Below are 25315 nucleotides of genomic sequence, written 5' to 3'. Positions count from 1 at the left end.
CAGCATCGGCGCATCGACGCGGCAACCGGATGACCTCCGTGACGGCTTCATTCGACGCCTGGCAGCAGTCGCCTTGCGGCAAGAGGCAGTCGCAGGTCGGGCCCCGTGAATTTCATCATGAAGGGCGTAATGATCCGTAATATTGGTAACGCCGAAGCAAGCGGCATGGGTCATCATCCCGCTCCGCATATTGCGACGCAACATTTGTTGCGAACCTGCAGCGTCGACGCCAATCCTCGTCACGGCACGCCATCCGTCTGACAAACCTGCCGCCCGCGCGGGCCGATCCGGTCATTCCCGCATGTTTCAATCGGCGTGCGCGGGCCTTTCCCTGCCTGCGCCGCACGCGCGCCGCCGTTTGGAGCCGCACGCCTAGTGCCGGAGTTTGGCAAGCGTGCGCATGGGTCGTATAACAGGCAGAACCGGACGACGATCCGGTTCAACCGCGCGTGCGTCGCGGGCCAACGAGAATTCGAACAACCGTACAGGCGGCCGCCTTCGGGCCGGCCGGCAGGAGGGAGACAATGGCAATGACCGACGGATCGGCTTCGGGCTGGTCGGATGGCAAGCGTTACCTGTGGCTGCTCGGCGCACTGACGATCACGCTGCCGATTCTCGCCGCCCAGCTCGCGCTGTCGACGGGCCTGCACGTGTTCTGGTGGTTCGGCCCCCTGTTCGCATTCGGCGTGATCCCGATCCTCGACACGCTGATCGGCGACGATCGCGACAATCCGCCCGAGGCCGTGGTGCCGCACCTCGAACGGGAGCGCTACTACCGGCTGATCGTCTATCTCGCGACCCTCGTCGAATACGTCGCGTTCTTCGCATGCGTATGGATCGTCGGCACGCACGCGCTCGCCTGGTACGACTATGTCGGCTTCGCGCTATCGCTCGGCGCCGCGACGGGCATCTCGATCAATACCGCGCATGAACTCGGGCACAAGACCGACCGCTTCGAGCGCTGGCTCGCGAAGATCACGCTCGCGCCGGTCGCATACGGCCATTTCTACGTCGAGCACAATCGCGGCCACCATGTGCGTGTCGCGACGGCCGAGGATCCGGCGAGCGCGCGCTACGGCGAATCGTTCTGGGCCTTCCTGCCGCGCACCGTGACCGGCAGCATCCGCTCCGCGTGGCGGCTCGAGAAGACCCGCCTCGAACGGCTCGGGCATTCGCCGTGGACCTGGCGCAACGAGGTGCTGCACGCATGGGCGATGACCGTCGTCGTGTGGGGCATCGCGATCGTGCTGGCCGGCAAGGTCGTGATCCCGTTCCTCGTGATCCAGGCCGTCTACGGCGCGTCGCTGCTCGAAGTCGTGAACTACGTCGAGCACTACGGGCTCGGCCGCCGCAAGCTGCCGAACGGTCGCTACGAACGCTGCACGCCGCAGCATTCGTGGAACAGCAATCACGTCGTCACCAACCTGTTCCTGTACCAGTTGCAGCGGCACGCCGACCATCACGCGAATCCGACGCGCTCGTATCAGGCGCTGCGCCACTTCGACGATTCGCCGCAACTGCCGGCCGGCTACGCGACGATGATCCTGTTCGCGTACGTGCCGCCGCTCTGGTATCGCGTGATGAACCCGCGGGTGGTCGCGCACTACGGCGGCAACATGGCGCAATCGAACATCAAGCCGTCGATCCGCGCCCGGGTGCTCGCGCAATATCCGGCCACAGTTTGACTCTGCTCCTGCGACGCGGACGAGATCTCGCCGACGATCGTCGTGACGCGCTGCACCGCATCGACGATCTCGTGAATCGACTCGCCCGCGCGGCCGATCAGCACGGCGCCTTCGTCAACCCGCTGCGTCGACTGCTCGATGAGCCCCTTGATCTCCTTCGCGGCGGCGACACGCGTCCCCGCGATCCGGACAGGCTGAACTGCCGACGCTGCCCACTGCGCAGCAAGACGTATGGAACACGGTCGCTATCGCATCGACACATTCCGATGCATCGATGGTCGATGCTGTTGCCACCGCAACGCCTTGCGACACACGATTTAGCAAGCCCAAAACGAAAAGCCCCTTGATCCTTCCGGATCAAGGGGCTTCGTATTTTGGCGGAGAGGGTGGGATTCGAACCCACGGTACGGGGAAACCGTACGCCTGATTTCGAGTCAGGTACATTCGACCACTCTGCCACCTCTCCTTCCTTGCTGCTTTACTGCATTTCGCGTTTGGTCGTTTCCGCGAAAGAAAAGATTATAGAACGATCTCTTCGAATCTCACAAGCCCTTTTTGCAAATTTTTTTGCGAGGGCTTGAAGCGATCGCCGGCGCGCGACCCTACGACGCCTGTGCCGGCGCGTCGATACGCTCGATGCCGCCCATGTACGGACGCAGCACTTCCGGCACCGTGACCGAGCCGTCCGCGTTCTGGTAGTTCTCCAGCACCGCGACGAGCGTGCGGCCGACCGCAAGGCCCGAACCGTTGAGCGTATGCACGAGTTCCGGCTTGCCCTGTGCGTTGCGGAAACGCGCTTGCATCCGGCGCGCCTGGAACGCCTCGGTGTTCGAGCAACTCGAGATCTCGCGATAGGTGTTCTGCGCAGGCAGCCACACTTCGAGGTCGAACGTCTTCGCGGCCGAGAAGCCCATGTCGCCCGTGCACAGCGTGATCACGCGGTACGGCAGGCCGAGCTTCTGCAGGATCGCTTCCGCATGGCCGACCATCTCGTCGAGCGCCGCGTACGACGCATCCGGCGCGACGACCTGCACCATCTCGACCTTGTCGAACTGGTGCTGGCGGATCATCCCGCGCGTGTCGCGGCCATACGAACCGGCTTCCGAGCGGAAGCACGGCGAATGCGCGGTCAGCTTGATCGGCAGCGCGGAGCCTTCGACGATCGACTCGCGCACGGTGTTCGTCAGCGAGATTTCCGACGTGGAGATCAGGTATTGCGTGACCTTGTTCTCCTCGCCGCCCTTCTCGACGCGGAACATGTCGTCCGCGAACTTCGGCAACTGGCCCGTACCGTACAGGATCTCGGGGTTCACGATGTACGGCGTATACGCTTCGGTGTAGCCGTGCTGCTGCGTATGCGTGTCGATCATGAACTGCGCGAGCGCGCGGTGCAGGCGCGCGATCGAGCCGCGCAGCATCGTGAAGCGCGCGCCGGCGAGCTTTGCGCCGGTCTCGAAATCGAGGCCGAGCGGCGTGCCGACGTCGACGTGATCCTTCACCTCGAAGTCGAACTGGCGCGGCGTGCCCCAGCGGCGCACCTCGACGTTGTCGGCTTCGTCCTTGCCGACCGGCACGCTTTCATGCGCGACGTTCGGCATACCGAGCATCAGGTCGGACAGGCGCGCCTGGATGTCGCCGAGCTTGGCTTCCCCCGCCTTCATTTCGTCGCCGATCCCGCCGACCTCGGCCATCACGGCCGACGTGTCCTCGCCCTTGCCCTTCATCGCACCGATCTGCTTCGACAGGCTGTTGCGGCGCGCCTGGAGCTCTTCGGTGCGGGTCTGGATCGCGCGGCGTTCCGCTTCGAGGGCGGAGAACGCGGCGATGTCGAGGGTGTAGCCGCGATCGGCGAGGCGCTTCGCGACGCCGTCGAGGTCTTTGCGCAGCAACTGGATGTCGAGCATGGGAGGACTTGGAGAATCGTTGTGTAAGACGGGAATTCTAACGCACCGCAGGGCCGCCAAGGCACTGGACGGACGGACTATGCTGCAAACGGGCGATGACCGTGGCGCGATGGCCATGGCAGTATCGCGTTGCCGGCCCGCCCGTCGGCACCCGCGAAATCGCGCGGCATCGAAGCGCCGCGGATCGCGAAACGCCCGCGCGGGCCCGCGGCGGCGCATCGAGCAAGGCGCCCGCCCCACGTCACAGCACCCCAAGGAACCCGATGGCCATCGAACTGGACAAGGAAATACGCGACCGCGCGATCGCGTCACTGCAACGCTATTTCACAGAAAACATGGATGAGCCGATCGGCAATATCCAGGCCGGCGCGCTGCTGCATTTCTTCGTCGAGGAGATCGGCCCGGTGATCTACAACCTCGCGATCGCCGACGCGCAGTCGAGCCTGCACACGCGCATCGCCGAACTCGACATCGAATGCCATCAGGAGCCGTTCGACTACTGGAAGAAGCAGCCGGCACGCAAGCGCTGACGCGAGCCACAAGCATGCCGGCCAGCCCGGGCCGCGCCGTCAGTCCTTCTTGCCGGCTTCGCGATCGAGTTCGCGCAGCCACGCGAGCTTGTCGGCGATCTTCGATTCGAGCCCGCGCGGCACGGGCTTGTACCAGCGCGGTTCGCGCATCCCGTCCGGCAGGTACGTCTCGCCGGCCGCATACGCATTCGGCTCGTCGTGCGCGTAGCGATAGGCGTGACCGTAGCCGAGTTCCTTCATCAGCTTGGTCGGCGCGTTGCGCAGGTGCACGGGCACCTCGCGCGACTTGTCCTGCTTCACGAACGCCATCGCCTGGTTGAACGCGTTGTAGCCCGCGTTGCTCTTCGCCGCGCACGCGAGATAGATCACCGCCTGCCCGAGCGCGAGCTCGCCTTCCGGCGAGCCGAGCCGCTCGTAGGTTTCGGCCGCGTCGTTCGCCACCTGCAGCGCGCGCGGATCGGCCAGGCCGATGTCTTCCCACGCCATCCGCACGATCCGCCGCGCGAGGTACTTCGGATCCGCGCCGCCGTCGATCATCCGGCAGAACCAGTACAGCGCACCGTCCGGGCTCGAACCGCGCACCGACTTGTGCAGCGCCGAGATCTGGTCGTAGAAGTTGTCGCCGCCCTTGTCGAAACGCCGCGCGTTCAGCGTCATCGCGCTGCTGACGAAATCGGCGTCGATCGTCGCGACGCCCGCCGACGTGGCCGCCGTCTGCGCCTGCTCGAGCAGGTTCAGGAAGCGCCGCGCGTCGCCGTCCGCATAGCCGACCAGCGTATCGATCGCCTTGTCGTCGAACGCGAGGCCGTCGAGCGCGATTTCCTGTGCGCGCTTCAGCAACTGGCGCATCTCGTCGTCGTCCAGCGACTTCAGCACGTACACCTGCGCACGCGACAGCAACGCCGAATTGACCTCGAAGCTCGGGTTCTCGGTCGTGGCACCAATGAAGGTCACGAGCCCCGACTCGACGAACGGCAGCAACGCGTCCTGCTGCCCCTTGTTGAAGCGGTGGATCTCGTCGACGAACAGGATCGTGTGGCGGCCGGTGCGGTTCAGCGTGTCCTTCGCCTGCTCCATCGACTCGCGGATGTCCTTCACGCCGCCGAGCACCGCGGACAGCGCGATGAATTCGCAGTCGAACGCGAGCGCGGTGAGCCGCGCGAGCGTCGTCTTGCCGACGCCGGGCGGCCCCCACAGGATCATCGAATGCGGCTTGCCCGATTCGAACGCGAGCCGCAGCGGCTTGCCTTCGCCCAGCAAATGCGTCTGGCCGATCACCTCGGCGAGCGTCTTCGGCCGCAGCGCCTCGGCGAGCGGCCGGCGCGGCTCGACTTGAAACAGATCGGACATGAACCCTCGCTCCACATCAAACAGTCGCGGCCGAACCGGCCGCCGGACCCGACATTATGACAGCCGCGCGACGGCACCGCCGTGCCTGCTGCCCGCGCCCAGTGCCCGCGCCCGGTGCCCGCGCCCGAAAACAACACGGGCCTGCCGTCGCCGGCAGGCCCGTTGCGAACAAGCGGCGTGCGGCGCCGTCAGCCGGTAATCACGTCGGCGCCCTTCGGCACGACGAACTTGAACGTATCGCCCTTCAGCGGCGGATTCGTCTGGATGTTCGTAAACGTCAGCAGCGTGACGTTGCCGAACACGTCGTGCAGCTCCATCGCGGCGAGCGTGCCGTTGCGAAAGCCGATGCCGATCCGCTGGAACTGCGTGTCCTGCGCCTTCGGCAGCATCTCGAGCCACTCGATGCCGCCCTTCTCGCCGGCATCGCGCAGCGTGTAGCTCTTGTCGAGATCGTTGCTGCCGAACAGGATCGCGGCCGGGCTCGCGCCCAGCGCGCCGTTCAGCTTGCGCTCGGTCACCTGGTTCAGGTCGCGGTCATACACGTAGAGCTTCTCGCCGTCGGCCTGCAGCACCTGCTGGTACGGCTTCTGGTACGTCCAGATGAACTTGCCCGGGCGCGCGAACACGAACGTGCCGCTCGAATTGTCGGTGGGCTTCGGCACGGCCTGCGCGGCGCTCGCGCCCTTCGCCGGCGCCTTGACGATCTGCTGCGTGAAGTCGCCCTTCGCCGAACGCACCTGCGACACGAACGCCTTCAGTTGCTCGGTGCCGCCCGCGAACGCGTGCGTCGCCGCGAGCATCAGCGATGCGCCGGCGAGCGCCGCGCCGAGCCAGCGCCGCGTCGAACGAAGGGACATTGCGAACGAATGTTGCTGCATATTGCGGTTTTCTCCCTGGATGGCCGGCGCCGCGAACGCCGCGGACTCATTCCGCGTCGCGCGCCGGCACAAGAATTTCGCGGTTGCCGCTCGACGACATCGCCGACACGAGCCCCGACTGCTCCATCTGCTCGAGCAGCCGCGCCGCGCGGTTATAGCCGATCCGCAGGTGCCGCTGCACGAGCGAGATCGACGCGCGGCGGTTCTTGATGACGATCTCGACCGCCTGGTCGTACAGCGGATCAGACTCGCCGCCGCCTTCGCCGGTTCCCGCGCCGGCCGAGCCCTCGTCGCCGTCGGCGGTGCCGCCTTCTAGCAGCCCTTCGACGTAGTTCGGCTCGCCCTGCTCCTTGAGCTTCTCGACGACGCGGTGCACTTCGTCGTCGGCGACGAACGCGCCGTGCACGCGCACCGGCAGCCCGCTGCCCGGCGGCAGGTACAGCATGTCGCCCATCCCGAGCAGCGATTCGGCGCCCATCTGGTCGAGAATCGTGCGCGAGTCGATCTTCGACGACACCTGGAATGCGATCCGGGTCGGCACGTTCGCCTTGATGAGGCCCGTGATCACGTCGACCGACGGACGCTGCGTCGCGAGGATCAGGTGGATGCCGGCCGCGCGCGCCTTCTGCGCGATCCGTGCAATCAGTTCCTCGACCTTCTTGCCGACGACCATCATCAGGTCGGCCAGCTCGTCGATCACCACGACGATGTTCGGCAGGCGGCCGAGCGGCTCGGGATCTTCCGGCGTCAGGCTGAACGGATTCGGCAGCTTCTCCTCGCGCTTCGCGGCCTCGTCGATCTTGTTGTTGTAGCCCGCGAGGTTGCGCACGCCGAGCTTGCTCATCAGCTTGTAGCGGCGCTCCATCTCCGCGACCGTCCAGTTCAGCGCGTGGCCGGCCTGGCGCATGTCGGTGACGACCGGGCACAGCAGGTGCGGAATGCCTTCGTAGACGCTCATTTCGAGCATCTTCGGATCGATCAGGATCAGGCGCACCTGCTCGGCGGTCGCTTTATACAGCAGCGACAGGATCATCGCGTTGATCCCGACCGACTTGCCCGAGCCGGTCGTACCGGCGACCAGCAGATGCGGCATCTTCGCGAGATCCGCGCACACCGGCTTGCCGCCGATGTCCTTGCCGAGGCTGAGCGTAAGCGCCGACGATGCGGCCGCGTACACCTCGGAACCGATGATCTCGGACAGGTGCACCGTCTGGCGGCGCTGGTTCGGCAGCTCGAGCGCCATGTAGTTCTTGCCGGGAATCGTCTCGACGACGCGGATCGACACGAGCGACAGCGAGCGCGCGAGATCCTTCGCGAGGTTGACGATCTGGCTGCCCTTCACGCCGGTGGCCGGCTCGATCTCGTAGCGCGTGACGACCGGGCCCGGATACGCGGCCACGACGCTCGCCTCGACGCCGAAATCCTTCAGCTTCTTCTCGATCAGGCGCGACGTGAATTCGAGGGTATCGGCCGAAATCGCCTCCTGCGCCTTCGGCGCGGGGTCGAGCAGCGATACCGGCGGCAGCGTCGAATCGCCCGGCAGGTCGGTGAAGAGCGGCACCTGGCGCTCGCGCTCGACACGCTCGGACTTCGCCGGCGTGACGACCGGCGGCACGATCGTCACGGGCTCGTGATCCTCGATGCGCACGCGCTCCTCTTCGACCTTGCCTTCGCGGCGCACGGCCGCGGCCTCGCCGAGCTTGCGGTCGCGCTCGGCCTCGCGGCGCAGCTTCGCGACATTGACGGCGGACAGGATCGCACCGCCGACGCGCTCGGCGACCGACAGCCACGAGAAGCGGAAATACAGCGACAGGCCGATCGCGAGCAGGATCAGCAGCAGCAGCGTGCCGCCGGTGAAGCCGAACGCGTGCGACATCGCGCCCGCCACGGCCTCGCCGATCACGCCGCCCGGCGCGCGCGGCAACTGCACCTTCAGCGACCACATGCGCAGCGCCTCGATGCCGTCGCACGCCAGCACGACGAGCACGAACGCGAAGATTTCGGTGAGCCAGCCGATCGGCCGCTCGGGTTCGTCCACGACCGCCTCGTGACGCGTGATGCGGCGGTAGTTGACGGCGATGCGCCGCGCGAGCGGCACGATCAGCCAGTAGGCCGACAGGCCGAACAGCAGCAGGATGATGTCGGCCGTCCAGGCGCCGACGCGGCCGGCCCAGTTCGAGATGTGGTCCACCTGGGCGGCGTGCGTCCAGCTCGGATCGCGCCGGCTGTAGCTCAGCAGGGCCATCACCAGAAATGCGCAGAGCGCGACCTGGAGAATCCAGCGGATCTCCGTGAGGAGCTTCGACATCCGGTGCGGCAACGCCTGTGCCTGGGCGGAATAAGGAGCTTTTGCCATGAATCCGTATAAAGAGGACGGGCTGCGCGCCCGCCTGTCGTTCGATCCCGCATATTGTAAGCGCTGCACCGGGCCGCCAAGTGTAAATGACGGTTACATAACAGGGCCGGGGTACGGCCGGCGCGGCGCATGCTCTCCGCGGCGGCCCTTTCCGCCCTTTCACTCCGGTGCACCGTCCGGCCGGCCGCCCGCAGCCGCGCCGCCTCGGGCGGGCACCACGCCCCGCCCGCCCCGCATGCGCGACCGTTGCGCCGCGAGACACTATCGCCGCGATTGAAACTCTCGTTCGGCAACGCAGCAACGGGGCCTTTATAATGCGCGTCTGATACCCATCTATGACGGCATCCCGGTCAACCCGGATCGTACGGCGAGCCCTACCCCGCCCGCCGCAGCCGACTTTTACGGATTCGCACATGTCCACGCCCAAACACGCCAAAGTCCTGATTCTCGGTTCCGGCCCCGCCGGCTACACGGCTGCCGTCTACGCGGCACGTGCCAACCTGTCCCCGGTGCTGATCACCGGCATCGCGCAGGGCGGCCAGCTGATGACCACGACCGATGTCGAAAACTGGCCGGCAGACGCGAAAGGCGTGCAGGGTCCGGAGCTGATGGCGCGCTTCCTCGAGCACGCCGAGCGCTTCAACACCGAAATCGTGTTCGACCACATCCACACCGCGAAGCTGCACGAGCAGCCGATCCGCCTGATCGGCGACTCGGGCGAATACACGTGCGACTCGCTGATCATCGCGACCGGCGCGTCCGCGCAGTATCTCGGCCTGCCGTCCGAAGAACACTTCATGGGCAAGGGCGTGTCGGCCTGCGCGACCTGCGACGGCTTCTTCTATCGCGGCCAGGAAGTCGCGGTGATCGGCGGCGGCAACACGGCCGTCGAGGAAGCGCTCTACCTGACGGGCATCGCGAAGAAGGTCACGGTGATCCACCGCCGCGACAAGTTCCGCGCGGAGCCGATCCTGATCGACCGCCTGCTGGAAAAGGAAAAGGAAGGCGCCGTCGTGATCAAGTGGGATCACGTGCTCGACGAAGTGACGGGCGAGGATTCGGGCGTCACGGGCCTGCGCATCAAGAACGTGAAGACCGGTGCGACGGAAGACCTCAGCGTGCAGGGCGTGTTCGTCGCGATCGGCCACAAGCCGAACACCGACCTGTTCCAGGGCCAGCTCGAGATGAAGGACGGCTACATCCTGACCAAGAGCGGCCTGCACGGCAACGCGACGTCGACGAGCGTGCCGGGCGTGTTCGCCGCCGGCGACGTGCAGGACAACGTGTACCGCCAGGCAATCACCAGCGCGGGCACGGGCTGCATGGCCGCACTCGACGCGCAGCGCTACCTCGAAAGCCTGCACGACAAGAAGTAAGCCGCGAGACCGCTCGCGCCGGGCGCTACAATGGCGTCCGCTGCCGCGAAGCGGGCTCGACCGGAAAGCCGCTGCCGCCGTGCAGCGGCTTTTTTTTGCCCGCGCGCCCGAACGCGCCTGCCCTGTGTACCGAATCATGGCGAAGAACCAGCCCCATCCGAGCGATCCCGCGAAGCGGCAGATCGCCGCCCGTCCCGCGAACCCCGCGCCCGTCGCGCCGGCGCCCGCGCCCGATCCCGCCGCATTGCGCGGCCAGGGGCTCGCGGGCCTCGGCGCGTTGCGCAAGTCGCTGCAAGGCGAAGCCGATCGCCGCGAACGCCAACGCGTCGAAACGGCCAAGGCCGAGCGCAAGGCGGAAGCCGACGCGAACCTGTTCCGCAACGAGATCGGCGCGATCCAGCCGCTCAATGCCCCGCCGCGCGCGGCAGCCGGCCGCACGCCGCCCGACCCGGTGCCGAAGCAGACGCAGCGCGACGAGGAAGCCGTGCTGAACGCGACGCTGTCCGACGAATTCGATCCCGAGACGCTGCTCGACAGCGACGACTCGCTGTATTACCACCGCCCCGGCATCAGCCGCGACGTCGTGCGCAAGCTGAGGAGCGGCGCGTGGATCGTGCAGGCGCAGATCGACCTGCACGGGATGCGGCGCGACGAGGCGCGCGACGCGCTCGCCGAGTTCATCCGCGAAGCCGGCAAGAAAGGGCTGCGCTGCCTGCGCGTGATCCACGGCAAGGGGCTCGGCTCGATCGGCAAGGAACCCGTGCTGAAGGGCAAGGTGCGCGCGTGGCTCGTGCAGAAGGAAGAAGTGATCGCGTTCTGCGAGGCGCGCGGCCACGACGGCGGCGCGGGCGCGGTGCTGGTCCTGCTGCAGCCGTTCGCGGCACCCGCCGACCGGGGGCCGCGTGCCGCATCCTAGGCTGACGCTCGCGATCGCGGTACTGGAGGCGATCGCCACGCTGGCCTTTGCGATCTCGGGCTTCATCGAGGCGCGCAAGAACCGTCTCGATTCGGTCGGCACGTTCGTCGTGGCGCTCGCCACCGCGTTCGGCGGCGGCACGCTGCGCGACATCCTGCTCGAGCGCCGCCCGTTCTACTGGGTCGTGCACGACGACTACGTGATCGCGATCTTCGTGCTCGCGCTGTTCGCGCCGTTCGTGCTGCGCATGCTGTCGCGGCTGTCGGCCGAGCGGCTGCTGCTCGTCGCCGATGCGATCGGGCTCGGGATCTTCAGCATCTCGGGCACGGCGATCGCGCTCGATGCCGAGATGCCGCGCTTCATCGCGGTGATGATGGGCGTGATTACCGGCGTGGTCGGCGGGATCATCCGCGACGTGCTGTGCAACGACATCCCGCTGATCCTGCGCGATTCGCGACCGTACGCGACCTGTGCGTTCGTCGGCTGCTGGTTCTACCTGCTGCTCGTGTGGCTGCAGTTCGATTCCGTGTACAGCGTGCTGCTCGCGACCGGCTTCATCCTCGTCGCGCGGCTCGCGACCTTCAAGTTCGACGTGCGGCTGCCGCACTGAGCGCCGCCGCAACGCCGGACGCATCGCCAGAAACAAAAGGGGCCGCTCACGTCGAGACGGCCCCTTCTTCGTTCAGCGCGAACGCTGCCTCACGCGATCCGCTCTTCCGACGCCGGATCGAACAGCACCGCCTTCGACACGTCGAACAGCAGCGACTGCGTCTGCCCCGGCTGCGGGTTCGCGGCCGGATGCACGCGGCTCACGATCCGCTTGCCGTTCACCTGTGCGAACACGTGCGTGTCCGGCCCGGTCGGCTCGGTCACGTCGACGCGCACGTCGATCGGCTGCAGCTTCGACGCCTCGCCGTGGTGTGCGTTGCGCGCATCGGTGATGCGCTCCGGACGCAGCCCGAGGATCACCTCGCGGCCGACGTGGCCGTTCATCCGCTTCGCGTCGAACGGCAGGTTCAGCGCGCTGCGCGCGAGGCCCGTGTCGATCTCGAGCGCGATCCCGCTGCCCTGCTCGACCAGCTTGCCGTTGATGAAGTTCATCGGCGGCGCGCCGATGAAGCCCGCGACGAACAGGTTCGACGGCGAATCGTAGATCTCCTGCGGCGCGCCGAACTGCTGGACCACGCCGTCCTTCATCACCGCGATCCGGTCGCCGAGCGTCATCGCCTCGATCTGGTCGTGCGTCACGTAGACGATCGTCGTGCCGAGGCGCTGGTGCAGCAGCTTGATTTCCGCGCGCATCTCGATGCGCAGCTTCGCGTCGAGGTTCGACAGCGGCTCGTCGAACAGGAACAGCGACGGATCGCGGGCGAGCGCGCGGCCCATCGCGACACGCTGGCGCTGGCCGCCGGACAGCTGGCCCGGCTTGCGGTCGAGCAGGTGCTGGATCTGCAGCATCTGCGACACGCGGTCGACGATCTGCTGCTGTTCGCTCTTCGGCACCTTGCGGATGTTCAGGCCGAACGAGATGTTCTCGCGCACCGTCATCGACGGGTACAGCGCGTAAGACTGGAACACCATCGCGATGTCGCGATCCTTCGGCGACAGGTCGTTGACGACCTTGCCGTCGATGCAGATCTCGCCGCTCGTGACCGTCTCGAGCCCGGCGATCATGTTGAGCAGCGTCGATTTCCCGCAGCCCGAACCGCCGACCAGGATCAGGAACTGTCCGTCCTCGATCTCGATGTCGACACCCTTCAGGACCGGCACCCCGTTCGGGTAGGTCTTGTACACGTCACGGATGGAAAGGCTTGCCATGCTGTGAATCCTCTGTCTCGTCTCGCGCGGCGCACTCCGGCGCCGCGTCGGGTTCGTTTCGATGCGCCGCGCGCGAGGCGCGGCCGGTTCGTCGTATCGGATGAAGCCGCGCTTACCCCTTCACCGCGCCCGCCGTCAGCCCGCGCACGAAATAGCGGCCGGCGACGATGTAGACGAGCAGCGTCGGCAGCGCGGCGATGATCGCGCCGGCCATGTCGACGTTGTACTCCTTCACGCCCGTCGACGTGTTGACGAGGTTGTTCAGCGCAACCGTGATCGGCATCGAATCGACGCCGGAGAACACGATCCCGAACAGGAAGTCGTTCCAGATCTGCGTGAACTGCCAGATCAGGCACACCATGAAGATCGGCAGCGACACCGGCAGCAGGATCTTCGTGAAGATCGTGAAGAAACCGGCGCCGTCGATGCGCGCGGCCTTCACCAGTTCGGCCGGCACGCTCACGTAGAAGTTGCGGAAGAACATCGTCGTGAACGCGATCCCGTACACGACGTGCACGAACACGAGGCCCGGAATCGTGTTGGCAAGGCCGAGCATCCCCTGCAGGCGCGCCATCGGCAGCAGGATCACCTGGAACGGGATGAAGCAGCCGACCAGCATCATCGTGAACAGCGCGTCGGCGCCGCGAAAGCGCCAGTGCGTGAGCACGTAGCCGTTGAACGCGCCGATCAGCGACGAGATCAGCACGGCCGGAATCACCATCTGCAGCGAGTTCAGGAAGAACGGCTTCATCCCGTCGCAGCGCACGCCGGTACAGGCGCCGCTCCACGCCTTCACCCACGGGTCGACGGTCCAGCTGGTGGGCGGCGTCAGCAGGTTGCCGGTGCGCAGCTGGTCGAGATCCTTGAACGACGTCGACAGCATCACGTAGATCGGGAACAGGAAATACAGCGCGAACAGGATCAGTGCCGCGTAGATCACTGCCCGGCTGATCGTCATCTTAGGCTGCATTGCGGGTGCTCCTCGATTCCATATACATCAGCGGCACCAGCACCGCGACCACGGTCGCGAGCATCATCACCGAGGATGCCGCGCCGAGCCCGAGCTGGCCGCGGTTGAACGAAAACGTGTACATGAACATGGCCGGCAGCGACGATGACGTGCCCGGCCCGCCCGCCGTCAGCGCGACGACGAGGTCGAAGGTCTTGATCGTGATGTGGCAGAGGATCAGCAGCACCGAGAAGAACACCGGGCGCATGCTCGGGATCACGATCTTGCGGTAGATGGTCGGCAGCGTCGCGCCGTCCACCTGCGCGGCCTTGAAGATCTCGCTGTCGACGCCGCGCAGCCCCGCGAGGAACAGCGCCATCACGAAACCGGTCGACTGCCACACGGCCGCGATCACCACGCAGAAGATCGCCTTGTCCGGATCGTCGAGCCAGCCGAACGAGAAGCTCGTCCAGCCCCAGTCGTGCATCACCTTCTCGAGGCCGAGGCCCGGGTTCAGGATCCACTGCCACGCGGTACCCGTGACGATGAACGACAGCGCCATCGGGTACAGGAAGATCGCGCGCAGCGCGCCTTCGTTGCGGATCCGCTGGTCGAGCAGGATCGCGAGGAACAGCCCGAGCGCAACGCAGATCGCGATGAACGGAATCCCGAACCACGCGAGGTTCGCGGCGGACGTCCACCACACGTCGTTCTGGAACAGGTCCGTGTAACGGCCGAAGCCGTCGAATTCGTAGTTCGGCAACAGCCGCGAATTGGTCAGCGACAGATAGCCGGTAATCAGGATGAAGCCGTAGATGAACACCACGGCGATCGCGACGCTCGGCGCAAGCACGAGCTTCGGGATCCAGCGATCGGCGAAGGCCGACATCGGCGACGTACGCCGTGCGGCGGCAGCGCCGGATCCGTTTCCGCTAAGAGGGGCAGCCACTTGATTCGACTCCTGGAACGAGGGCGGCGCAGGCCGGGCCGGCGCCGGTACGGCACGGGCCCGCGGGCGAGCCCGTTTGCTGCACATGCAAAAACGCCCGGCCGAGATAGCGTGTCCGGCCGGGCGCCTGTCGCGCGTTACTTGACCTTCGCGGCCTTCGCGAGCGCGGCGACCGCGCTCTTCGAATCCTGCTGCGAGTTCATGAACTTCGTCACGACGTCCGTGATCGCGCCGGCGGTCGCATCGCTCTGCGCCATCCCGTGTGCGAGCGACGGCACGAAGCCGCCCGACTTGATCGCGGTCTGCTCGTCGGCGTACGACTTCTTCGCGCAGTCGTCGAACTTGTCCATCTTCACGCCGAGGCGCACGGGCACCGAACCCTTCAGCAGGCTGAACTGCTCCTGGAAGTCCGGCGTCATGATCGTCTTCGCGAGCGCGAGCTGGCCCGGCGTCGCGGCCTTCTCGCCCTTCTGCTGGAAGAACACGAACGAGTCGACGTTGAACGTATAGGCATTCGCCGTGCCCGGCACCGCCGCGCAGATGTAGTCCTTGCCCGCCTTCTTGCCGGCGTTCTCGAACTCGCCCTTCGCCCAGTCGCCCATGAACTGCATGCCGGCCTTGCCGTTGATGACCATCGCGGTCGCGAGGTTCCAGTCGCGGCCGTTACGGCCGGTATCGAAGTAACCCTGGATCTTGCGCACCGTGTCGAACACGGACAGCATCTGCGGCGACGTCAGCGTCGCCTGGTCGAGGTCGACCAGCGCCTTCTTGTAGAACGCCGGGCCCTGCGACAGCACGACGTCTTCCCACAGCGTCAGGTCCTGCCACGGCTGGCCGCCCATCGCGACCGGCTGGATACCCGCGGCCTTCAGCTTGTCGGCCACCGCGAAGAATTCAGGCCAGGTGGTCGGCACCTTCGCGCCGACCTTGTCGAGCGCGGCCTTGTTGATGTACAGCCAGTTCACGCGGTGCACCGAGAACGGCGCCGCGACGGTGTGGCCCTTGTACTTGATGATCTTGTCGATTTCCGGCGGCAGGTTCTGCTTCCAGTCGCCGGCAGCGGAATCGATGTTGACGAGCACGCCCTGGTCGGCCCAGTCCTGGATCAGCGGACCCTTGATCTGCGCGGCCGACGGTGCGTCGCCGCTGATCACCTTGGTCTTCAGCGCGGTCATCGCCGCTGCGCCCGCGCCGCCCGCGACCGCGAAGTCCTTCCACACGTAGCCCTGCTTCTGCAGGTCGTCCTTCAGCACGCCGACGGCCTTCGACTCGCCGCCCGAGGTCCACCAGTGCAGCACCGTTACGTTCTCGGCTGCCTGCGCCGCCACGGCGCCAGCCATCAGACCTGCCGCGCAGAGCGCGCCCATGATCGAGCGAACTTTCATTACTTATCTCCTCCAGACTGAATCAACTCGTGAGGTTCCCTGACCGGGAACCGGCTTCTTGATAAACGACGGGGAAATCGAGCCGCGGGACGCATGCAGCGTACGGGGCCGATGACCGGCCGGGCTCTTACAGAAAGCGTGAATCGAGATTCAACGGCGTGTCTCCTCTTTGTGTTTCTGGCCCGCCGCGATGCTGCGGCGCGAGCCCGGGGCCGACGGCGCGCCGACGATGCGCGCCGTCAATGTCCGATAACATTCGGCACAAGGCGTTCCCGAAGGCGAAGCTCGCGCAGTTCATCGACCGCACTTCTTTTTTTCTTCACCCAGGTGCTACCCCTTGCGGCGGATTGTAGTTAAACTACAATTCAGTGTCAAAAATATTTTTATCGCACTACGGATCGCTTCCCAGCACCCCCAACACGGCGGAGACACATGCATACCGATTCCAGCTTTACCTTCGTACTTTTCGGCGGCACCGGCGATCTGTCGATGCGCAAGATCCTGCCCGCGCTGTTCGAAGCGCACCGTGCGAACATGCTGGCGGAGAGCGGCCGGATCGTCGCCGTGGCGCGTCACGAATCGGATCGCGCGGGTTATCTCGAATGGGTCGACACGCACGTGAAGCCGCACGCGGAGAAAGCCGCCGGCAAGGCGCTCGACGAAACGGCGTGGAAGTCCTTCCTCGATCGCATCGAGTACGTGAAGCTCGACCTCGGCCGCGCGGAAGACTACGTCGTGCTGCGCGACGCGATCGCATCGCTGCCCGGCATCCGCGTGTTCTATCTCGCGACTGGCCCGTCGCTGTTCGTGCCGATCTGCAAGGCGCTCGCGTCGGTCGGCCTGAACGAAGGCTCGCGCATCGTGCTCGAAAAGCCGCTCGGCTACGACCTGAAGTCGTCGAATGCGATCAACGACGCGGTCGGCGAGATCTTCGCGGAAGGCCAGATCTACCGGATCGACCACTACCTCGGCAAGGAACCCGTGCAGAACCTGCTCGCGCTGCGCTTCGGCAATGCGCTGTTCGAGCCGCTGTGGCGCCGCGAATGGGTCGAGAGCATCCAGATCACGATCGCCGAGGAGCTCGGCGTCGAGGCACGCGGCGATTTCTACGACAATACGGGCGCGCTGCGCGACATGGTGCAGAACCACCTGCTGCAGCTGCTGTCGATCGTCGCGATGGAGCCGCCGCATTCGATGGATTCGGATTCGGTGCGCGACGAGAAGCTGCGCGTGCTGCGCGCGCTGAAGCCGGTCGATCCGCGCGACATCGGCAAGGTGGCCGTGCGCGGCCAGTATCATGCGGGCGTGATCAAGGGCGCGCAGGTGCCCGCCTACGCGACCGAGCCGGGCGTGAAGCCGGACAGCCAGACCGAAACCTTCGTCGCGCTGAAGGTCGAGATCGAGAACTGGCGCTGGGCCGGCGTGCCGTTCTTCCTGCGCACCGGCAAGCGTCTGGCCGACCGCGTCGCGGAGATCGTCGTCAATTTCCGCCCGGTGCCGCACTCGGCGCTCGGGCCCACCGCGTTGCGTCCCGGTTCGAACCGCCTCGTGATCCGGCTGCAGCCGAACGAGACGATCCGCCTGTACTGCCTCGCCAAGCAGCCGGGCGAAGGGATGAACCTCGCGAGCGTGCACCTCGACCTCGCGTTCGACCAGTTCTTCAAGGAAGGGCAGATGGAGGCGTACCAGCGCCTGCTGCTCGACGTGATCAACGGCCGTCTCGCCCTCTTCGTGCGCCGCGACGAACAGGAAGCCGCATGGCGCTGGGTCGAACCGATCCTGAACGAATGGGCCCGCACGCTGAAGCCGCCGAAGCCGTACGCGGCGGGCACGTGGGGGCCGGCCGCGGCGAGCGCGATGCTCGCGCAGCACGACACCTGCTGGCTCGAAGAAGAGAACTGATGTAAACGTCACCGCGCACGCCTTCGTACGCGGCGACGTGCCCCACGATTCGTACGATTTGAACAGACAAAGCAGTCCGGAGGAGATGTGATCGAGATCCACGCTTTCGACACCCAGGAAGCGCAAAGCGAAGCGCTCGCGCGCGCCGTCGGCGATGCGCTGCGCGCCGCGCTCGCCGGCCCCGCGCGCCCGACGCTCGCGGTGTCCGGCGGCACGAGCCCGCGACCGTTCCTGCACACGCTGTCGCACGCGGCGCTCGACTGGGCCGGCGTCGACGTGACACTGGTCGACGACCGCTGGGTGCCGGAGGACGACGCGGCCAGCAACGCGCGCCTGGTGCGCGACACGCTGCTGCAGCACGCGGCGGCCCCTGTCCGCTTCCTGCCGCTCGTCGACACGCGCAGCGCGCTCGACGCGCACGTCGCCGCGCTGAACGCGAACGCCGACTACCGCGTGCCGACCGTCGCGGTGCTCGGCATGGGCGAGGACGGCCATACCGCGTCGATCTTCGCCGATGCGCCCGAATGGGATCACGCGATCACGACGCCCGAGCGGTTCGTCGCCGTGCATCCCGGCGCCGCGCCGCATGCGCGCGTGAGCTTCTCGCTCGATGCGCTCAAGCGCGTCGACCGGCTGTTCCTGCTGATCGCGGGCGAACGCAAGCGCGCGGTGCTCGACGCCGCGGCCGCATCGCTGCAGAAGAACGCGATTTCCCAACTGGCCAACGACAAGGGGACCCAGCTCGATGTCTACTGGTGCGCAAAGTAAGGCCGTTGTCGCGGGCCAGCATGCCGACGGCCCGCGCCTGCTCGCGGACGTCGGCGGCACCAACGCGCGTTTCGCGCTGGAAACCGGGCCGGGCGACATCACGCAAATCCGCGTGTATCCCGGCGCCGACTATCCGACGCTCACCGATGCGATCCGCAAATACCTGAAGGACGTGAAGATCACCCGCGTGAACCACGCGGCGATCGCGATCGCCAATCCGGTCGACGGCGACCAGGTCACGATGACCAACCACGACTGGAGCTTCTCGATCGAGGCGACGCGCCGCGCGCTCGGCTTCGACACGCTGCTCGTCGTCAACGATTTCACCGCGCTGGCCATGGCGCTGCCGGGCCTGACCGACGCGCAGCGCGTGCAGATCGGCGGCGGCACGCGCCGCCAGAACAGCGTGATCGGGCTGCTCGGGCCCGGCACCGGGCTCGGCGTGTCGGGGCTGATTCCGGCCGACGACCGCTGGATCGCGCTCGGCAGCGAGGGCGGCCACGCGTCGTTCGCGCCGCAGGACGAGCGCGAGGATCTGGTGCTGCAGTACGCGCGCAAGAAGTTTCCGCACGTGTCGTTCGAACGCGTGTGTGCGGGCCCCGGCATGGAGATCATCTATCGCGCGCTCGCCGCGCGTGACAAGAAGCGCGTCGCCGCGACCGTCGACACGGTCGAGATCGTCGAGCGCGCGCATGCGGGCGACGCGCTCGCGCTCGAGACGGTCGAATGCTTCTGCGGGATTCTCGGCGCGTTCGCGGGCAGCGTCGCGCTGACGCTCGGTGCGCTCGGCGGCGTGTACATCGGCGGCGGCGTCGCGCTGAAGCTCGGCGAGCTGTTCACGCGCTCGTCGTTCCGCGCGCGCTTCGAGGCGAAGGGCCGCTTCACGCACTATCTCGAGAACATCCCGACCTACCTGATCACCGCCGAATACCCGGCGTTCCTCGGCGTATCCGCGATCCTCGCGGAGCAGTTGTCGAACCGCTCGGGCGGTGCGTCGTCGGCCGTGTTCGAACGGATCCGCCAGATGCGCGACGCGCTGACGCCGGCCGAGCGCCGCGTCGCCGATCTCGCGCTGAATCATCCGCGCTCGATCATCAACGACCCGATCGTCGACATCGCGCGCAAGGCCGACGTGAGCCAGCCGACGGTGATCCGCTTCTGCCGCTCGCTCGGCTGCCAGGGGTTGTCGGACTTCAAGCTGAAGCTCGCCACCGGCCTCACCGGCACGATCCCGATGAGCCACAGCCAGGTGCATCTCGGCGACACGGCCACCGACTTCGGCGCGAAGGTGCTCGACAACACGGTGTCGGCGATCCTGCAGCTGCGCGAGCACCTGAACTTCGAGCACGTCGAGAACGCGATCGAGATCCTGAACGGCGCGCGGCGCATCGAGTTCTACGGGCTCGGCAACTCGAACATCGTCGCGCAGGACGCGCACTACAAGTTCTTCCGCTTCGGGATCCCGACGATCGCGTACGGCGACCTGTACATGCAGGCCGCATCGGCCGCGCTGCTCGGCAAGGGCGACGTGATCGTCGCGGTGTCGAAGTCGGGACGCGCGCCCGAGCTGCTGCGCGTGCTCGACGTCGCGATGCAGGCGGGCGCGAAGGTGATCGCGATCACGTCGAGCAACACGCCGCTCGCGAAGCGCGCGACCGTCGCGCTCGAGACCGACCACATCGAGATGCGCGAATCGCAGCTGTCGATGATCTCGCGGATCCTGCATCTGCTGATGATCGACATCCTCGCGGTCGGCGTCGCGATCCGCCGGGCGTCGACGAACGGCGAACTGCCCGAGGCCGTCGCCCAGGCAAAGGCACGCGCGAGCGACGACGAAACGGCCGACGTGCTCGACTGGCTGAGCCACGGCGCGTCGCCGGCGGCGAAGGACGTCGCGCGGGATTGACGCACGGCGCGGCGCAAGCCGCTTCCTGCCCCCAACGAAAAACGCCACCGGCGCATCGCGCGCGGTGGCGTTTTTCATGGTGCCGCCCGGCTGGAGGATCACGCCCCCGCTTTCACCGGCCGCCCGTGCCAGCGCAGCACGAGACAGCGCCCGGCGAAACACAGCACGCCCGTAACACCGATCGTCACCCCCATCGCGAACGGCGTGCCGTCCGCGAGCGCGCCGATCGCCACGCTCGCGATCGCGCCGAGCGCCAGCTGCATCGCGCCGAACACGGCCGCCGACGCGCCCGCATTGTGCGGATAACGATGCATGAGGTCGGTCGTGCAGTTCGCGGACAGGATCCCGACCACGCCGACGACGAAGAACAGGCACACGACGATCGACCACAATCCGCCCCACCCCGTCAGCGCGACGAGCGCGACCGCGAGCGACGCGATGCAGCTCACCAGCGACGCGGCCGCGATGATGCGCAGCGAACCGACGCGGCTGACCAGCCGCGTGTTCGTGAAGTTGCCGATCATGATGCCGACCACGTTCAGGCCGAACAGCAACCCGTAGTGCTGCGGCGACACGTGGAAATACTCGATGTAGACGAACGGTGTCGCGGTGATGTACGAGAACATCGACGCAAACGCCATCCCGCCGCACAGCATGTGCCCCCATGCGACGGGGTCGGACAGGATGCGCCCGTACGACGCGAACGACGCGAGCACGGCCGCGCTCTTGCGCCGCTCCTTCGGCCAGGTTTCGGGCACGCGCAGGTACGCGGTCGCCGCGCACACCGCGCCGAACACGGCCAGCACGACGAACACGCCGCGCCAGCCCGAGAAACGCAGGATCTGCCCGCCGATCAGCGGCGCGAGCAGCGGCCCGACCGCGGTAACGATCGCGACCATCGACAACACCTTCGCCGCGTCGGTCGGCTCGTGCGCGTCGCGCGCGATCGCACGTGACAGCACCGACGCCGCGCCGGCGCCGAGCGCCTGCAGGAAGCGCACGAGGATCAGCATGTCGATCGAGTTCGACACGAAGCAGCCGATGCTCGCGAGCGTAAATAGCGCGATGCCGCCGAGCAGCACGGGACGGCGGCCCCACGTGTCGGACAGCGGGCCGTACAGCAGCATGCCGACCGAAAAGCCGGCCATGAAGCTCGTCAGCGTGCGCTGCGCGGCGCCGGGGCTGACGGAGAAGCCGTCGGCGATCGACGGCAGGCTCGGCAGGTACATGTCGGTAGCGATCGGCCCGCAGGCGGCGAGCGCACCGAGCAACAGGATCAGCCGGGCATCGGGCCGGCGCCGGACGACGTGAGACATGGGTATCCGGAATGGAGCGCCGCGCGCATCGGGGCGCGCGTGGTGGTGACGACGGGAGGCCGCGCCGCGAACGGCGCGCTCGGGCCCATGATTGTACGCGCAACTTTTTTTAGTGCCGCCGGCCCGGCGCGCGACCGGCGGAAAAAACACCGGCACGGCGCCCGCCGCGCGGGATCGCGAGCAGGGATTCGATTAAGCTTGCAGCGCCTCGCTGCCAATTGTCTGATCCATTCAATTCGACACACGACCGAACCGATGACCGCTTTCCTGTTGATCTGGAGCCCCAAGAAATGGCCGTGGCCCGAACTGCCCGACGTCGCCGCGCGCGTGAAGGCCGGCGAGGCCGTGCATGACGTGTGGGGTTGCGGCTTCGCGCGCGGCATCCTGCCGGGCGACCGCGTGTTCCTGCACCGCGTCGCGAAGGAGCCCAAGGGCGTGTTCGGCTCCGGCTACGTGACGCGCGCGCCGTACGAGGTGCCCGATCCGGCGACGAAGCGCGGCTACCGGCTGTGCATCGACTTCGTATACGACTGGCTGGTCGACGCGCACCAGGACGTCGTGATCCCGCGCGATGCGCTGCGCGTGCATCCGTACTCGGTACAGACCTGGGACGCGCAAAGCTCCGGCACCGTGATCAAGCCGATGGTCGAAGGCCCGCTCGAGAAACGCTGGGCCGAGCTGACCGGCAAGCGCAAACCGCCGCGATAACCGAAGCGGCCGCCGTGCCGCATCTGCCCCTCCTTTCCGGCCCCGGCCCGTGCAACCCCGCACGCGCCGAAAGGCCGCGGACCGCGCCGCGGGCCCGCCGCGCGCGTCTCCGGTACAATCGGACGATCGTTCCGCCCAGGCGCCGCGGCCCGTGCACAGGCCCCCGCGCCCTTCTCTCGCAGGTTTCGCTCATGTCCAACAATCAGATCCTCTTCGAACGCGCCCAGAAGACCATTCCCGGCGGCGTCAACTCGCCGGTGCGCGCATTCCGTTCGGTCGGCGGCACGCCGCGCTTCGTCGCGCGCGCGCAAGGCCCGTATTTCTGGGATGCCGACGGCAAGCAGTACATCGACTACATCGGCTCGTGGGGCCCGATGATCGTCGGCCACGTCCATCCTGAAGTGCTGTCGGCCGTGCAGAACGTGCTCGCCGACGGCTTCTCGTTCGGCGCGCCGACCGAAGCCGAGATCGAGATCGCCGAGGAAATCTGCAAGCTCGTGCCGTCGATCGAGCAGGTGCGGATGGTGTCGAGCGGCACCGAGGCCACGATGAGCGCGCTGCGCCTCGCGCGCGGCTTCACGGGCCGCAGCCGGATCGTCAAGTTCGAGGGCTGCTACCACGGCCACGCGGACAGCCTGCTCGTGAAGGCCGGCTCGGGCCTGCTGACGTTCGGCAACCCGACGTCGGCCGGCGTGCCCGCCGACATCGCGAAGCACACGACCGTCCTCGAATACAACAACGTCGCCGCGCTCGAGGAAGCGTTCGGCGCGTTCGGCGACGAGATCGCCGCCGTGATCGTCGAGCCGGTCGCGGGCAACATGAACCTCGTGCGCGGCACGCCGGAATTCCTCAACGCGCTGCGCGCACTGTGCACGAAGCACGGCGCCGTGCTGATCTTCGACGAGGTGATGTGCGGGTTCCGCGTCGCGCTCGGCGGCGCGCAGGCATACTACGGGATCACGGCCGACCTCACCTGCCTCGGCAAGGTGATCGGCGGCGGGATGCCGGCTGCCGCGTTCGGCGGCCGCCGCGACATCATGGCCCACCTCGCGCCGCTCGGCGGCGTCTACCAGGCCGGCACGCTGTCGGGCAACCCGATCGCGGTCGCCGCGGGGCTGAAGACGCTGCAGCTGATCCAGGCGCCGGGCTTCTACGACGCGCTCACCGCGCAGACGAAGCGTCTCGCCGACGGCCTCGCGGCCGAAGCGCGTGCGGCCGGCGTGCCGTTCGCGGCCGATTCGATCGGCGCGATGTTCGGCCTCTACTTCGCCGAACGCGTGCCGACCAGCTTCGCCGAAGTCACGAAGAGCGACACCGAGCGCTTCAACCGCTTCTTCCACCTGATGCTCGACGAAGGCGTGTATTTCGCGCCGTCCGCGTACGAGGCCGGCTTCGTGTCGAGCACGCACGACGACGCGGTGATCGACGCGACGCTCGCGGCCGCGCGCCGCGCCTTCGCGGCACTCGCTGCCTGACCCGGGGCCGCGCGCATGTTCTCGGATATCGATTTCGCCCACATGCAGCGTGCGCTCGCGCTCGCCGCGCGCGGCATGTATACGACGGCACCGAACCCGCGTGTCGGCTGCGTGATCGTCAAGGACGGCGACGTGATCGGCGAAGGTTTCACGCAGCCGGCCGGCCAGGATCACGCGGAGGTCCAGGCGCTGAAGGACGCGCGCGCGCGCGGCTACGACGTCGCGGGCTCGACCGTCTACGTCACGCTCGAACCGTGCAGCCATTTCGGCCGCACGCCGCCATGCGCGAACGCGCTGATCGACGCGCGCGTCGCGAAGGTCGTCGCCGCGATGGAAGACCCGAACCCGCAGGTATCGGGGCGCGGCCTCGGGATGCTGCGCGACGCCGGCATCGACGTACGCTGCGGGCTGCTCGCGCATGAAGCCGGCGAACTGAACATCGGCTTCGTGTCGCGGATGACACGCGGCCGCCCGTGGGTGCGGATGAAGACCGCCGCGTCGCTCGACGGCCGCACCGCGCTGCCGTCCGGCGAAAGCCAGTGGATCACCGGCGAGGCCGCGCGCCTCGACGGGCACGCGTGGCGCGCGCGCGCCTGCGCGATCCTGACCGGCATCGGCACCGTGCGCGAGGACAACCCGCTGCTGACCGTGCGCGGGATCGACACGCCGCGCCAGCCGCAGCGCATCCTGGTCGACAGCCGCCTGGACCTGCCGCTCAACGCGCGGCTGCTCGAAGGCGCTCCGCTGCTGATCTTCTGCGGCCGGCTCGACGCCGCCGGCGAAGTGCGGGCGAAGGTGCTGAAGGCGCGCGGCGCGGAAATCGTGCCGCTCGCGAATGCGCACGGCAAGGTCGACCTGCCCGCGATGCTGGCGGCGCTCGGCGCACGCGGCGTCAACGAGCTGCACGTCGAGGCCGGCCACAAGCTGAACGGCTCGCTGCTGCGCGAGCAGTGCGTCGACGAGTTGCTCGTCTATCTCGCACCGAGCCTGCTGGGCGCCGATGCGGCCGGCATGTTCGACCTTGCCGCGCCGGCGAGCCTCGATGCACGCACGCGGCTGTCGTTCCACGGGGTCGAGCGGGTCGGCGACGATCTGCGGATCCTCGCGCGCTTCACGCCGACGGACGCCGCGCACTGAACGGGAT

At 67.2% G+C, this 25315-nt stretch carries 21 protein-coding genes, 1 tRNA gene and 1 pseudogene; 12 read left to right on the top strand and 11 right to left on the bottom strand.

The genetic code is table 11. The annotated features are described in order from the left end of the window. Positions 1-105 precede the first annotated feature (105 nt). Together E9536_RS41385 and E9536_RS11895 are read left to right on the top strand one after the other, a co-directional pair. Positions 106-261, top strand: coding sequence for a hypothetical protein (locus E9536_RS41385; RefSeq protein WP_168799521.1), 156 nt, complete (start codon positions 106-108; stop codon positions 259-261). A gap of 263 nt (positions 262-524) precedes the next feature. Then, positions 525-1685: an alkane 1-monooxygenase gene (locus tag E9536_RS11895; RefSeq protein ID WP_136469896.1), complete on the top strand. Its 1161-nt coding sequence runs from the start codon at positions 525-527 to the stop codon at positions 1683-1685. Here the strand turns inward: E9536_RS11895 and E9536_RS11890 are convergent. The 3 genes and pseudogenes from E9536_RS11890 to serS all read right to left on the bottom strand — a co-directional run. Then, positions 1685-1943: pseudogene (locus E9536_RS11890) on the bottom strand (methyl-accepting chemotaxis protein); the annotation flags it as partial. The gene E9536_RS11895 and the pseudogene E9536_RS11890 sit on opposite strands and share 1 nt — an antisense overlap. Before the next feature lie 117 nt (positions 1944-2060). Continuing rightward, positions 2061-2151: transfer RNA gene (locus E9536_RS11885), tRNA-Ser, on the bottom strand. Positions 2152-2287: 136 nt separating this feature from the next. Then, positions 2288-3589 carry a serine--tRNA ligase gene (gene serS, locus E9536_RS11880; RefSeq protein ID WP_021163430.1) on the bottom strand — a complete coding sequence of 434 codons (1302 nt, stop codon included), beginning with the start codon at positions 3587-3589 and terminating at the stop codon, positions 2288-2290. Positions 3590-3852: 263 nt separating this feature from the next. Here serS and E9536_RS11875 point away from each other — a divergent pair, with 263 nt between their 5' ends. Then, the gene (locus tag E9536_RS11875) at positions 3853-4119 is read left to right on the top strand and encodes a DUF2164 domain-containing protein (RefSeq protein WP_021163431.1); all 267 of its coding nucleotides are present in this window, start codon (positions 3853-3855) and stop codon (positions 4117-4119) included. Positions 4120-4158: 39 nt separating this feature from the next. On the opposite strand, the gene E9536_RS11870 is transcribed toward E9536_RS11875, so the two are convergent. The 3 genes from E9536_RS11870 to E9536_RS11860 all read right to left on the bottom strand — a co-directional run bounded on the left by E9536_RS11870 (position 4159) and on the right by E9536_RS11860 (position 8703). Next, the gene (locus tag E9536_RS11870) at positions 4159-5469 is read right to left on the bottom strand and encodes a replication-associated recombination protein A (protein WP_027788118.1); all 1311 of its coding nucleotides are present in this window, start codon (positions 5467-5469) and stop codon (positions 4159-4161) included. 188 nt (positions 5470-5657) lie between these two features. Then, on the bottom strand, positions 5658-6347 hold the full coding sequence (gene lolA / locus E9536_RS11865; RefSeq protein ID WP_021163433.1) for an outer membrane lipoprotein chaperone LolA: 690 nt from the start codon (positions 6345-6347) through the stop codon (positions 5658-5660). Between the two features lie 46 nt (positions 6348-6393). Beyond that, a complete protein-coding gene (locus tag E9536_RS11860) occupies positions 6394-8703 on the bottom strand; it encodes a DNA translocase FtsK (protein ID WP_021163434.1) in 2310 nt (769 codons plus the stop codon). Positions 8704-9116: 413 nt separating this feature from the next. Here E9536_RS11860 and trxB point away from each other — a divergent pair, with 413 nt between their 5' ends. From trxB to E9536_RS11845, 3 genes are all read left to right on the top strand, one after another. Further along, positions 9117-10079 carry a thioredoxin-disulfide reductase gene (gene trxB / locus E9536_RS11855; protein ID WP_021163435.1) on the top strand — a complete coding sequence of 321 codons (963 nt, stop codon included), beginning with the start codon at positions 9117-9119 and terminating at the stop codon, positions 10077-10079. A 136-nt stretch (positions 10080-10215) separates the two neighbouring features. Then, entirely contained in the window at positions 10216-10995 is a 780-nt protein-coding gene (locus E9536_RS11850; protein ID WP_027788120.1) for a Smr/MutS family protein, read from the top strand. Then, a complete protein-coding gene (locus tag E9536_RS11845; protein ID WP_027788121.1) occupies positions 10982-11605 on the top strand; it encodes a trimeric intracellular cation channel family protein in 624 nt (207 codons plus the stop codon). The genes E9536_RS11850 and E9536_RS11845 overlap by 14 nt, the downstream gene beginning before the upstream one ends. Before the next feature lie 89 nt (positions 11606-11694). Here E9536_RS11845 and ugpC read toward each other — a convergent pair whose 3' ends face one another. From ugpC to E9536_RS11825, 4 genes are all read right to left on the bottom strand, one after another. Next, positions 11695-12813: a sn-glycerol-3-phosphate ABC transporter ATP-binding protein UgpC gene (ugpC, locus tag E9536_RS11840; RefSeq protein ID WP_021163438.1), complete on the bottom strand. Its 1119-nt coding sequence runs from the start codon at positions 12811-12813 to the stop codon at positions 11695-11697. Positions 12814-12925: 112 nt separating this feature from the next. Beyond that, a complete protein-coding gene (locus E9536_RS11835) occupies positions 12926-13783 on the bottom strand; it encodes a carbohydrate ABC transporter permease (protein ID WP_006476648.1) in 858 nt (285 codons plus the stop codon). Then, complete coding sequence (locus tag E9536_RS11830) at positions 13773-14711, bottom strand: sugar ABC transporter permease (RefSeq protein ID WP_027788122.1); 939 nt, start codon at positions 14709-14711, stop codon at positions 13773-13775. The genes E9536_RS11835 and E9536_RS11830 overlap by 11 nt, the downstream gene beginning before the upstream one ends. Positions 14712-14848: 137 nt before the next feature. Beyond that, on the bottom strand, positions 14849-16096 hold the full coding sequence (locus E9536_RS11825; protein ID WP_027788123.1) for an ABC transporter substrate-binding protein: 1248 nt from the start codon (positions 16094-16096) through the stop codon (positions 14849-14851). Between the two features lie 432 nt (positions 16097-16528). On the opposite strand from E9536_RS11825, the gene zwf reads away from it, so the two are divergent. From zwf to E9536_RS11810, 3 genes are all read left to right on the top strand, one after another. After that, positions 16529-17998, top strand: coding sequence for a glucose-6-phosphate dehydrogenase (gene zwf / locus E9536_RS11820; RefSeq protein WP_027788124.1), 1470 nt, complete (start codon positions 16529-16531; stop codon positions 17996-17998). A gap of 87 nt (positions 17999-18085) precedes the next feature. Then, positions 18086-18766, top strand: a complete 681-nt coding sequence (pgl, locus tag E9536_RS11815; RefSeq protein WP_136469895.1) for a 6-phosphogluconolactonase — start codon at positions 18086-18088, stop codon at positions 18764-18766. Beyond that, a complete protein-coding gene (locus E9536_RS11810) occupies positions 18744-20672 on the top strand; it encodes a bifunctional transcriptional regulator/glucokinase (protein WP_059695899.1) in 1929 nt (642 codons plus the stop codon). Before pgl ends, E9536_RS11810 begins: the two co-directional genes overlap by 23 nt. Before the next feature lie 98 nt (positions 20673-20770). Here the strand turns inward: E9536_RS11810 and E9536_RS11805 are convergent, their stop codons facing one another. Continuing rightward, positions 20771-21988, bottom strand: coding sequence for a Bcr/CflA family multidrug efflux MFS transporter (locus E9536_RS11805; protein WP_136469894.1), 1218 nt, complete (start codon positions 21986-21988; stop codon positions 20771-20773). A 255-nt stretch (positions 21989-22243) separates the two neighbouring features. Between E9536_RS11805 and E9536_RS11795 the strand changes: the two genes are divergently transcribed. The 3 genes from E9536_RS11795 to ribD all read left to right on the top strand — a co-directional run bounded on the left by E9536_RS11795 (position 22244) and on the right by ribD (position 25308). Next, complete coding sequence (locus E9536_RS11795) at positions 22244-22696, top strand: hypothetical protein (protein ID WP_048024193.1); 453 nt, start codon at positions 22244-22246, stop codon at positions 22694-22696. A gap of 191 nt (positions 22697-22887) precedes the next feature. After that, complete coding sequence (hemL, locus tag E9536_RS11790) at positions 22888-24171, top strand: glutamate-1-semialdehyde 2,1-aminomutase (RefSeq protein ID WP_014897811.1); 1284 nt, start codon at positions 22888-22890, stop codon at positions 24169-24171. A gap of 15 nt (positions 24172-24186) precedes the next feature. Further along, positions 24187-25308, top strand: a complete 1122-nt coding sequence (gene ribD / locus E9536_RS11785) for a bifunctional diaminohydroxyphosphoribosylaminopyrimidine deaminase/5-amino-6-(5-phosphoribosylamino)uracil reductase RibD (protein ID WP_060083969.1) — start codon at positions 24187-24189, stop codon at positions 25306-25308. Positions 25309-25315 lie beyond the last annotated feature (7 nt).

This window comes from Burkholderia sp. LS-044 (assembly GCF_004803625.1).
GTDB classification, from domain to species: Bacteria; Pseudomonadota; Gammaproteobacteria; order Burkholderiales; family Burkholderiaceae; genus Burkholderia; species Burkholderia cepacia.
The sequence above is the reverse complement of the archived record's forward strand: the minus strand, read 5'-3'. Positions and strand labels throughout refer to the sequence as shown.